The 1,238-nt window shown below is 69.4% G+C and carries 1 protein-coding gene; it reads left to right on the top strand.

Annotation, left to right across the window (positions count from 1 at the left end):
* Positions 1-24: 24 nt before the first annotated feature.
* Positions 25-1,238: family 10 glycosylhydrolase (locus tag AB0C29_RS49200; RefSeq protein ID WP_360835380.1), on the top strand; the 1,214-nt coding region annotated here is incomplete at its 3' end.

Below are 1,238 nucleotides of genomic sequence, written 5' to 3'. Positions count from 1 at the left end.
GGCACCCCGGGCCGATGCGCCGGCGTGCCCGTCAGCGCCACCCGGGAGCTGCGCGGCATGTGGCTGACCACGGTGATGAACATCGACTGGCCCAGCCGGCCCGGCCTGAGCAAGGAGAAGGTGCAGGCCGAGTACCGCGCCTGGCTGGACCTGGCCGCCTCGATGCGGCACAACGCGATCTTCGTGCACGTCCGGCCCAGCGGCGACGCGTTTTGGGAGTCGGCGTACGCGCCCTGGTCGGAGTGGTTGACCGGCAAGCGGGACGGCAGGTCGCCCGGCTGGGACCCGATGGAGTTCATGATCACCGAGGCGCACGCCCGCAACCTCGAGTTCCACGCCTGGTTCAACCCGTACCGCGGAACCCAGCCGGCCCCGGCCGGCCCCGGCGCCGACTTCAGGAAGCTGGCACCGAACCATCCCCTGATCAAGCACCGGGACTGGGCGATCTCCTACCCGGACGGCAAGAACGCCCGGCTGTACTTCGACCCGGGCATCCCGGCGGCCCGCAAGTTCGTCGAGGACGCGATGCTGGAGGCCGTCCAGAAGTACGACGTGGACGGCGTGCACTTCGACGACTTCTTCTACCCGTACCCCGAGGGTGGTGGCAACGAGTTCAAGGACGACGCCAGCTTCGCCAAGCGGGCCGACAAGTCGCAGAGCCGCGGGGACTGGCGCCGGGCCAACGTCGACACCCTGGTCCGCGAGATGAACCAGCGGATCAAGCAGCTCAAGCCGTGGGTCAAGTTCGGCATCAGCCCGTTCGGGATCTGGCGCAACCAGGAGACCGACAAGGCCGGCTCGGACACCCACGGGCTGCAGAGCTACGACGCCATCTACGCCGACACCCGCAAGTGGGTCCGCGAGGGCTGGCTGGACTACATCGTGCCCCAGCTGTACTGGGCGATCGGCTTCGACAAGGCCGACTACACCAAGGCCCTGCCCTGGTGGTCGGAGCTGGTCAAGGGCACCCGGGTGCAGCTGTACATCGGGCAGGGCGACTACCGCGTCGGCGAGAAGGGCCCGTGGAAGCAGCCGGACCAGATCGACCGCCAGCTCACCCTCAACGACAAGTACGGCGTGCTGGGCAGCGTGCACTTCAGCGCCAAGCAGATCCGCGAGGACCGGCTCGGCTCGGTCACCCGCTACCGCAAGAATCACTACGCCGCCCCGGCCCTGCTGCCCACGATGGCGCAGCTGCCCGCCCAGCCACCCGGCGCGCCCCGGCTCGTCGGCGCCCG

The organism is Actinoplanes sp. NPDC048791, assembly GCF_040650095.1.
In the GTDB taxonomy this organism is placed as follows: Bacteria; Actinomycetota; Actinomycetes; order Mycobacteriales; family Micromonosporaceae; genus Actinoplanes.
This window is presented reverse-complemented; position numbering and strand designations above follow the sequence as displayed.